The organism is Streptomyces sp. NPDC002206, assembly GCF_053593595.1.
This window is the reverse complement of the sequence record NZ_JBSFCW010000018.1, coordinates 127,937-136,789: the sequence shown is the minus strand read 5'-3', so window position 1 is coordinate 136,789 and position 8,853 is coordinate 127,937. Positions and strand designations below refer to the sequence as shown.

Genomic DNA, 8,853 nt, shown 5'->3' with positions numbered 1-8,853 from the left:
GCGGCACATCCAGCAACTTCGCGTGCATACCGGCCAGTTACCCGCACCGACAGATCACCGAACTACAGCGGACCAGTCGATCTCCAACTGAAGGGATTATTGCTCTAGCTGTAGATCGTGATCTTGCTAGTCGGGTCGGTGCGGATAGGGGTGTGGCCACCGTTGATCATCGTGCGTTGTGTGGACTGACGATGAGACGGTGGCCGCAGGTCACAGCATCGATCCAGGCCGTTTGCGGGATGCGTTCGAGGTGGCCATGGGTCGTATCGCGGGCCGCTTCGCCCGGGTCGAACCCCGGCTGTGGGCCGGGCGTTTGATGCTGGCGCTGCTGTCGGACCTGCCCCGCAAGAACTGCTGGACGATCGCGGAGTGGTCGGGGGAGAAGTCCCCGCACGGCATGCAGCATCTGCTGTGTAGGGCGTCCTGGGACGCCGATGCGGTGCGTGACGATGTACGCGAGTACGTCGTGGAGCATCTCCACGACGAGGAGGCGGTCCTGGTCGTGGACGAGACCGGCGACGTGAAGAAGGGCGCCCGCACCGTAGGGGTCCAGCGCCAGTACACCGGAACCGCCGGCCGGATCGAGAATTCCCAGGTCGCCGCCTATCTCGTCTACGCCGGGGCACGGGGACACGCGGCCGTGGACCGGGAGCTGTACGTCCCACGCTCATGGACCTCGGACCCGGACCGCTGTCGGGCGGCCAGGCTGGCCGAGGACACCTTCTTCGCGACCAAGCCGGAGCTGGCCCTCACGATGATCGAACGGTTCCTGGATGGCGGGCACCATATCGACTGGGTGACGGGCGATGAGGTCTACGGCGACAACCCGAAACTGCAGGCGGCCCTGGAAGAACGCGGCCTGGGCTATGTCCTCGCGGTTGCCTGGTCGGCCCAAGTGCCACTGGTGCGGGAAGGTTCCGCGCCGACGTGCTGGCGGGCAAGCTCCCAAAGCGGGCCTGGCAGAAGCTGCCCGCCGGCCCCGGCGCGAAGGGGCACCCTTACTACGACTGGGCCGACATCGACCTCACGCCGGGCCACCGTCAGTTGCTGCTCCGGCGCAGCCGCACCACCGGCGAACTCGCCTACTACCGCTGCCATTCCACCGGGCTGGCTCCGATGCGCACCATGGTCAGGACGGCGGGATCCAGGTAGCTGGTGAAGGAGACCTTCCAGACCGGGAAGGGGCTGGCCGGACTCGATGAACACCAGGTCCGCCGCTACCCGTCCTGGAGCCGCTGGGTCACCCTCGCCATGCTCGCTCACGCCTTCCTCGCCGTCGTCCGCGCAGACGAGCACACACGGCGCACTGGTCCAGGCGACCTGGCCGCGTTGACCTGCAACGAGATCCAGCACCTGTTCCTCACCATCGCCGTCCGGCCACTGAACGACCTCACTCACCGCATTGCCTGGTCCGACTGGCGACGCCGCCATCAGGCACGATCACAGGCCAGCCATTACCGTCGACAAGCCGCAGCCCAGACATGAAGATCCCGATCTACACCTGGAGTGCTAACCGATCTCGGCATGCCTGGCGCTCCGCCGGAGCGCACTCGATCATGTGAGCATGAAGCCCCGGAGCGTGCTCTCGCGTCACGGCAACGAGCGTGTGAGCCAGACCACTTCACCGTTGTCTTCCGTGGAAACGTGATCCCGCTCGAACCCGAGCTTCTCAAGGACACGGAGCGACGGTGTGTTCCACGCGCCGACGGTCGACCAGAGTCGTTTCCGCCCGGTCGCGATAGCGGCATCGAGCACCGCGCCGGCCGCCTCGGTGGCGTACCCACTCCCATGCACGCGCTGGAACAGCTCATACGCGATTTCAGGCTCCTCTACGGTGGAGCGGCCGATGATCAGCCCGCAGTAGCCGATGAAGTCGCCTTCGTCACGACGCTGGATGGGCAACAGGGCGATCCCCGTAGTCGCCGTCGCGGTGAGCAGCTCCGCGATGGACGTCCGAATGTGCTCAACCGTGGGGGTCCCCTTGCCGCGTTCGGAGAGGAGGGCACAGAACTCAGCGGCGTCCGACTCGGCCCACGGCCGCAGTATCAGCCGCTCGGTCTCAAGGTGGAACGACATCGTCTCGTACCTAGTCATGCCCCTACTCTGCCCCACGGATCATCACGGACTACAGCTGGAGTACGAACCGTTCCTGGGCAGTGAGCAGGAGTGAGTCCTGACTCACCGGCACGCCCCGAACGGTCTTGGGCGCACTGGTCCTCCGCTTTCGCATCCCGGTCGGCGACGCATATCCCGTATGCGATCCGTCCCGGGCGGGCGGAATCCCTACGCCCTGGCCATATGGGTGTGGCCAGAGGCGACGGGGAGGCCCCGAACCATCTCGCTGGTGACACGGGGGCCCCGACTGCTGACACCACACCCGGCGTCCCAGATCGCACCGAGAACGTTACGCACACCCCGTCAGACACACCCACCGATCGTCACACCGCTCACTCAATCGTGCCCACGTTCGCCAAAATGAAGTGCTGGCCCAGCAGTTGTGAACCCCCGACTGTCCATTAGGGAGGGCCGCCTCGTACTTCCTCAGGGAGTCAACCGTGGGCGGCGGGCGGGGTCCATGGTCAAGCGTCAGTCACCTGGGCACTCTGTGGGGTGGCGTTCCGGGGGACATCCCCGGCGGACTCGATGTGGCTCTCATACCCGTCCGGGTCGAGGTCGCGTACTTCGACCGAAAAGTGGACCTCGAACTCCGGGACAAGCCCGACGCGTGTGCGAAGAAGCGCGAGGACGGATTCGCTGAGCGCGCGTTTGACCTCGGCGCTACGGCCGGCCTTCAGCGCGATCTCGATGTGGACCGCCTGGTGGGTTTCCTCCGTGCGGCCAGCGATGTACCAGTCGTCTTGAGGGTAGATGAAACGGATCCGGCACGCCTCGGGGCGCGCGCCGCTGTTGGCGACGATCAGCGAGTGCAACTCCGGGCCGAGTACTTCACAGTCGAGGACGTCGTGCCCGCCCAGTTCATTGGTGTACGTCACGGTTATATGTGGCATGGACGCAGCATATTCACTCTCTCGCCATGCTCGCCGATGAATTCCTCGACAAAGGGCCGGCCAAGAGCATCCGGGGCCCCGGAACGAGGAGTTCCGGGGTCCCCGGCCAACCGCATCGGGATTTCTGGTGCTCCCGTAGGTTGAGTGATGCTCCTGGCTGCGACGCCTCGCAGCAAATGCCGTCGTCAGAGGGTGGCGCCACCGGCGACCTGCGGAAGGGACAGACCGAGCGGGAGGGCCCCAAGAACCTCACCGGGGCCGTCGACAGAGACACCGCCGGAAACGCCGCCGAGGGGGGAGGCGGCACCGCCGGAAATGGTGAGACCGCCGGAAACGTTGTCCAGGTCGGCGTCGGAAATCTCGCTGGTCTCGACCTGAGGCGTGAAACTACGCATGAATTATGCTTCCCTTCATGGCTTCGGATATCTGAATGGTGCCGGCCAGCTTCAGCTCTAAGTCGAGCCGGCCGGTTCAACGGTCGCCTGATGCCCGAAAACCCGGGATAACTTCCGTCTGGCGCAAGATGCAACCACCTCAGCAGGCTGCCCGTCCACCCGACTTGTCGGCGATTTGCCCAACGCTCCGCTATCGCAAACGCAATTGCGCGCAATTGCCCACCGGACGGTGACGACTTCTTCACAAGCGTTTTAACGGAGAATGGACATAAGTGGGCCCTCCGATTGATGCCAATCGGACATACCTGCACTTAAGGTTGCCGGACGCCGATGAAGCCGGATCCCGTCAGCTTGCTGCTCGCCTTGCGTGTGCACGATGTGCAGGATTTGCCAACAGTGGGCCGCACTCACCACGGATTGAGCTGCCGTTATGTCGCGCTGACCGGGGGGCCGGGGACCAACGTCGGTTGAGTAGCTCCTGATCGAGTGGAGTCTCGGTCTTGTGCCACGTGATCACATAGCTGATGAGAGCTACCCGGAGCGGATCCGGATGGGGCTGCTGACGCGGACCTACACGCCCGAGCTGGTTGACTTCGTGGTCGATGAAGCCGGGGCGCGCGAGGAGAGCCCGCGGACGACAACTTCGGTCTCGGCTGCTACTGGGCCCGGCTCAAGAACGCCTCCGGCGAGCTCGGGGCGATCATCGCGAACGACAACATCACCGGCCAGGCGCGCGTGACGGCCCGCAAGGGTGAGTACTTCGAGGCGAAGGGCTGCCTGAAGTGGGAGCAGGTCGGCTGACGCCCCGACGCTTCTGACCGCAGGTCCGACGCTCACGCCTCGGCGGTGACGTCGGGGCGCGGCCCGAACGCCCGCCCGTACCGCGGGTGGGAGATTGGCCACGCGGCGGCGTCCTCCACGGTGCGCAGCGTCCTCGCGGCCTTGTCCGGGTCTTGGTGGCTGGTCCAGCCGCACGCGGCGCCATCGAACACGTGCATCCACTGCACGCCGGCCTTCCGGGACCGGTTTAGGGTGCCCGCGTTGTAGGTCACGCCCGACTTGGCGAGCGTCGCCGATTCCGCCCACGCCGACACCGGTACCCGGGCACCGTTCCGGTAGATCACAGACCTCCGACTGAACGGGGCGATCCCACTCACCCCCCGCGCAGGCGGGGAGCAGACCACAACGGGGTGGGCTTCAAAGCAGTGGCTCACCCCGCCTGCGGGGAGGACACGTCCAGGCCGGTGCGAGGTGCCTCGACGATCGGCTTGCCCCGCCTTCGTGGGGGCAACAGCGAAGAGCAGCGGCTTGTGAGCCAGTCCCCTACCGCCACAAGCGAAGCTCCACGACTGTGGCAGGCGTGACGACATTTAAGGCCTTAAGGAGCACCCCGCAGCACCTCCGAGTGCCATGGATTCCTGTGCAGCCGCAGCGACACACGAAGAGCTGGCTGTCCGCGACCCCGCAGAACAAACAGGACGACCAACAACTCATCACGCATTCACGACCGCAGGTGAATTGAGGTCAAGGCTTCTATTCGCCGCCCGGTTATGCGTGGACGCGGAGTTGGGCGTGCACCTTCCACCGGGTGCCATAGGTGAAGGCGACGCGGAAGGCGTAACAGCGTTCGTCTGCCGGGTTCCACGCGATGCCTTTGCCGTGTGGACGGACCAGAGGCCGCACTCCGAGGACTGCAGTGGATGGCTCACAGACGAGATCCCATGCGTGGTTGGGAAGGGCGAGGCTCGCCAATCGCGGAAGGAGCACGTCGGGCGCGCTGGCGTCGTGGGCGTGGAAACAGCTGACCACGCCGTCGAGTAGGGCCTTGACGATACCTGCCGAGCGCCGACCGGGAAGGTCAGGACCCGCCAAGGACAGGTCCAGCACGAATGAGTCTGCCACTCGCTCGGCCGCAGGCCTCCCGGTTCGTACCGTTGTGCGCGGGCGCAGTCGCATCCACCATTCCCCTGGCGTCCGCGGGAGCACGTCGCCAAGGTCGGCAGCGAGATCACCGATCACACAGGTGGCTCCTGGGTCGGGATCAGGTATGACCGAGGCGAGGACGTAGCGCAGATGGTGCCGACCGTCGGTGCTGCTGCCGCGGCGGCAGACCAGCCCCGGGCCGAGCAGATGCCCATAGGCCCCCGCTCCGACGTTGTACAGCAGAACGTTTTCCACATCGACGAACGCGTCGTCCGGGGCGTCGTACTCAGCTACCAGCCCGTGCCCACCCTCCGGCTCAAGCGCCCGCAGCGCCAGTCGCAGTTCGCCCCGGAACCTACGCTGCCATCCCCTGGGCTCGAACGGCAGCCGCGCCACACTCCAGGCTGAGACCATGCTCCGACTTGCCTCAATCTCATAATCCATCCCAACATCGTCACCAACGCATGCGCACCTGACCAGGGCGCGGCCCCTGCTTCGATCAAGACATCTGGGACCTGACGGCAGTCGCCGACGCTCCGGCATCCTGGCCCCGCAGCGAGAAGATCCTGGACTTCACCACCATCACCAACCCTCGCTGGCGAAACGTCGCCCGCGCCTACCTGATAGCCCGCATCCTGCCCACCCACCCGGACGTCGCCGTTCTTCCACAGGCCTACCGAACCCCTCTCGCACTCCCCACCCTTCGTCACGAAGTCAACCGGCTGACAGCCTGGTTCAACCACCTCACCGCGGCTGGGATCAACAGCCTCTCGCTCGTCAGACAACCCCCATTGCGACGCCTATCTGAGCGTCGTCTCCCGCAGCCGCACGGCTCCGGAACGGTCCGTCACTCCCGGCACCGTCGCGGGGTACGTCCTGACAGCCCAAGCTCGCACGGCCTACTCGCCGTTGCTTCCAGACTGCTACACACCCTGCTTCCGTCCCTGGGGTGACCGCAGCGCCGCCGAAGTCGCCGGCTACGAACGCGCCGACGTCAATCAGACCGCGCCCGTGCCCGCCGACATCCTGCAGCCCCTGCTCTGCAACTCGATCTACCTCATCGACGTGGTCGGGCCTCACGTCGCAGCCGAAGCCACCCGAGTCCGACAAGCCATCACCTCACGGGCAGGAATCAGATCCTCGCTGCGCCTCGATCAGTACTCGCAGGTCATTGATGAAGTACAGCGGCAGATGCGGGCAGGTGTTCCCGCCGCGCGCACCACACCCGGCTACATCGCCCGGCGACTCGCTGCGGGCTGGGAGCAAGACGACCCACTGCTGCCGTTCGCCTTCGACTCGTTCGTGAGGGACACCGCACTCTCGCTCTCCAAGAGGCGCGATCTGGATCGTCTCCGACCTCACCTGGAAGCCTGGATCAGGCACTGCGGAACCGAGCCGCCATGGTGTCGGGATGCAACCGCTGTTCCCCGGGCCGGTGGCCACTCCGCCGTTCCGTTCGCCATCCCTGTGGACCACTTCGGACTGGAGACCATGGTCCATGTCATCGCCAGCGCCGCGTTCTACCTCACCGCCGCGCTCTCCGGTATGAGGGCCTCCGAGCTGGCCGAGCTCACCTGCGGGGCCTGTCGACGCGAAGACAGCTCCCAAAGTCCCCGATTCTGGGTGGACTCCCGCCGTATCAAGGGAGAAGACTTCGGCGGGGTACCCGACTCCTGGGTGGTGATCGAAGAGGTTCACCGGGCCCTGGCCGCGGCCGAGGCCGTCACTGGAACCAAACCCGGCGAACTCCTCTTCTCTTCGGGGAGTAACTCCGGCAACCGCTATGCCGCTCTCCGGAACTGGGTCAACGGATCTTGCGGACAGCGTCTGGGCCTTGCCCCCGTCCCTGATGGGCCGGTGCACCCGCGCGCTCTCCGCCGTACTCTCGCGCTGTCCATCGCCCAGCGCCGGCGCGAAATACTGACTGCCATGGCTATTTCCGGGCGAGTATCACTTCGGTGTCACCGGGCCAGTCCCAGACGACGCCTTCGGGAGATCGCTCCCTCAGCAGCTCTCGCACCTCGCAGGTGCCGTGACCAAACCCGATGGTGCTCAGGCCTACTCATTGTCGATTCTTCCAGTGAACTCCAGGATTGTGGCCGCGAGTGTTTCAGGAGCTTCCTGCGCGATGAGGTGGCCGACCTCCTCAAGATGCACCGCGGTGACCTCGCCGGCGGTCACCTGACGGAAGGTCATCTCGGTGATCCTTCCATGGCCGGCACCCTCAACAGTGAGTACCGGGACGGCGATCGGGTGTGACTCGGCCAGAGCCTTGGTTGCGCCTTCGTCGGAGAAAAGGCCTCGATAAAGACCCTCCGTACCTCGCCAGGCGTTCGGGCGCGCGTAGGTTCGAACGAACTCGTCGACGTCGCTTTCACCAATGGAACCCTCCGTCCCGTTCATCAGAGGGAAGGCCCAGTCGGCCAGGAGCTCGCGCTCATGGCCCGGAAGGAGCATTCCAGGTATGCCCGGAGCACCGAGGAATCCGACGTGCCAAGAACCGTGGTTGTTCACGTCGGCAAGAGCCTCGAATCCGAAACCGGCCAGGGCCGTCTCGATCCCGGTGAAGCTGATGACATCCTCGGGGCGCGTTGCCGCGAAGCGGAAGCCCGTGCCGCCGCTGATGTCCTGGCAAAGGATATGAACGGGACCCGCGCCGATGTGCTCGACGAGATGGTGCAGGTCCTCGGCGGCGACCGCCTCGCCGTACTCGGTGTCGGCGTTGCTGGAGTCGCCGAACCCGCGGAGGTCGAGGGCGAAGACCCGGTGAGTCTGCGCGAGCAGCGGAATCAGCTTGCGGAACGCCCACCAAGTCTCCGGCCAGCCGTGCACCAGCAGGATCGGAGAGCCGTTGGTGCCGGCGGAGACGTAGTGCAGTTGCGTTCCGTTGACGTCGGCGAGGTGATGCGTGACACCGGGAAGGGTCGCGCCAGGGGGCGTGGTTGTGGTCACGAGAAGCTCCCAAATAGGCAACCTGGTTGCCAACCAAGGTAGGCAACCAGGTTGCCCTTGTCAAAGGTGGCCGTATGCTGACTACATGTCCAGATCAGGCGCCGATCTCGCCCTGCTCCTGCTCGCCGGCTTCCGCACACTGGCGGATCGAGCCACCGCCGAGCTCGCCGAGCGCGGGTACGAGGACGTACGGCCGGTGCACGACTTTGCCCTCCACTCGATTTTGTCCGGCGCCGACAGCGCTTCCGAACTCGCCCGCAGAATGTCGGTGACGAGACAAGCAGCCGCGAAGACGATCGCCGCACTGGAGCAACGCAATTACGTAGCGCGCCAACCTGATTCGGCCGACCGCCGACGGACGCGACTTCGCGTCACCGAGCACGGACTCGCAATGATGCAACAGGGCGAAGCGATCTTCGACGAGCTGCGTGAGCAGTGGGAGAAACAGGTGGGTGCAGCGTCACTCTCAGCACTCGAGGAGACACTTCGATCGCTCGTTGGGGACAGTGCGATCCGGCTCGATTCACCGGGCTGGATCGCGCGCGACCCGGACGTGTAGTAGGCCCTCCTGCGCC

Annotated in this window: 9 protein-coding genes; 3 read left to right on the top strand and 6 right to left on the bottom strand. The window is 65.5% G+C overall.

Going from position 1 to position 8,853, the window contains the following annotated elements:
- Positions 1-256: 256 nt before the first annotated feature.
- The gene (locus ACWCP8_RS27695; RefSeq protein WP_451118787.1) at positions 257-1,159 is read left to right on the top strand and encodes an IS701 family transposase; all 903 of its coding nucleotides are present in this window, start codon (positions 257-259) and stop codon (positions 1,157-1,159) included.
- Positions 1,156-1,485: a hypothetical protein gene (locus ACWCP8_RS27690; protein WP_451118785.1), complete on the top strand. Its 330-nt coding sequence runs from the start codon at positions 1,156-1,158 to the stop codon at positions 1,483-1,485. Before ACWCP8_RS27695 ends, ACWCP8_RS27690 begins: the two co-directional genes overlap by 4 nt.
- Before the next feature lie 105 nt (positions 1,486-1,590).
- On the opposite strand, the gene ACWCP8_RS27685 is transcribed toward ACWCP8_RS27690, so the two are convergent.
- The 6 genes from ACWCP8_RS27685 to ACWCP8_RS27660 form a co-directional block, all read right to left on the bottom strand.
- Positions 1,591-2,094, bottom strand: coding sequence for a GNAT family N-acetyltransferase (locus ACWCP8_RS27685; RefSeq protein ID WP_382840408.1), 504 nt, complete (start codon positions 2,092-2,094; stop codon positions 1,591-1,593).
- Positions 2,095-2,579: 485 nt separating this feature from the next.
- Entirely contained in the window at positions 2,580-3,008 is a 429-nt protein-coding gene (locus tag ACWCP8_RS27680) for a 5-carboxymethyl-2-hydroxymuconate Delta-isomerase (protein WP_451118782.1), read from the bottom strand.
- A gap of 185 nt (positions 3,009-3,193) precedes the next feature.
- Positions 3,194-3,403, bottom strand: a complete 210-nt coding sequence (locus tag ACWCP8_RS27675) for a hypothetical protein (RefSeq protein WP_356006617.1) — start codon at positions 3,401-3,403, stop codon at positions 3,194-3,196.
- 833 nt (positions 3,404-4,236) lie between these two features.
- On the bottom strand, positions 4,237-4,527 hold the full coding sequence (locus tag ACWCP8_RS27670) for a hypothetical protein (protein ID WP_451118780.1): 291 nt from the start codon (positions 4,525-4,527) through the stop codon (positions 4,237-4,239).
- Positions 4,528-4,951: 424 nt separating this feature from the next.
- The gene (locus ACWCP8_RS27665) at positions 4,952-5,722 is read right to left on the bottom strand and encodes a hypothetical protein (protein WP_451118778.1); all 771 of its coding nucleotides are present in this window, start codon (positions 5,720-5,722) and stop codon (positions 4,952-4,954) included.
- A 1,662-nt stretch (positions 5,723-7,384) separates the two neighbouring features.
- A complete protein-coding gene (locus tag ACWCP8_RS27660; protein ID WP_451118776.1) occupies positions 7,385-8,278 on the bottom strand; it encodes an alpha/beta fold hydrolase in 894 nt (297 codons plus the stop codon).
- Positions 8,279-8,363: 85 nt separating this feature from the next.
- Between ACWCP8_RS27660 and ACWCP8_RS27655 the strand changes: the two genes are divergently transcribed.
- A complete protein-coding gene (locus ACWCP8_RS27655; protein WP_352270457.1) occupies positions 8,364-8,837 on the top strand; it encodes a MarR family winged helix-turn-helix transcriptional regulator in 474 nt (157 codons plus the stop codon).
- Positions 8,838-8,853 lie beyond the last annotated feature (16 nt).

Excerpts from the sequence above, each read along its gene's own strand:
- ACWCP8_RS27695 (WP_451118787.1), top strand. The coding sequence starts at position 257 with ATGGGTCGTATCGCGGGCCGCTTCGCCCGGGTCGAACCCCGGCTGTGG.
- ACWCP8_RS27685 (WP_382840408.1), bottom strand. The coding sequence starts at position 2,094 with ATGACTAGGTACGAGACGATGTCGTTCCACCTTGAGACCGAGCGGCTG.
- ACWCP8_RS27680 (WP_451118782.1), bottom strand. The coding sequence starts at position 3,008 with ATGCCACATATAACCGTGACGTACACCAATGAACTGGGCGGGCACGAC.
- ACWCP8_RS27675 (WP_356006617.1), bottom strand. The coding sequence starts at position 3,403 with ATGCGTAGTTTCACGCCTCAGGTCGAGACCAGCGAGATTTCCGACGCC.
- ACWCP8_RS27655 (WP_352270457.1), top strand. The coding sequence starts at position 8,364 with ATGTCCAGATCAGGCGCCGATCTCGCCCTGCTCCTGCTCGCCGGCTTC.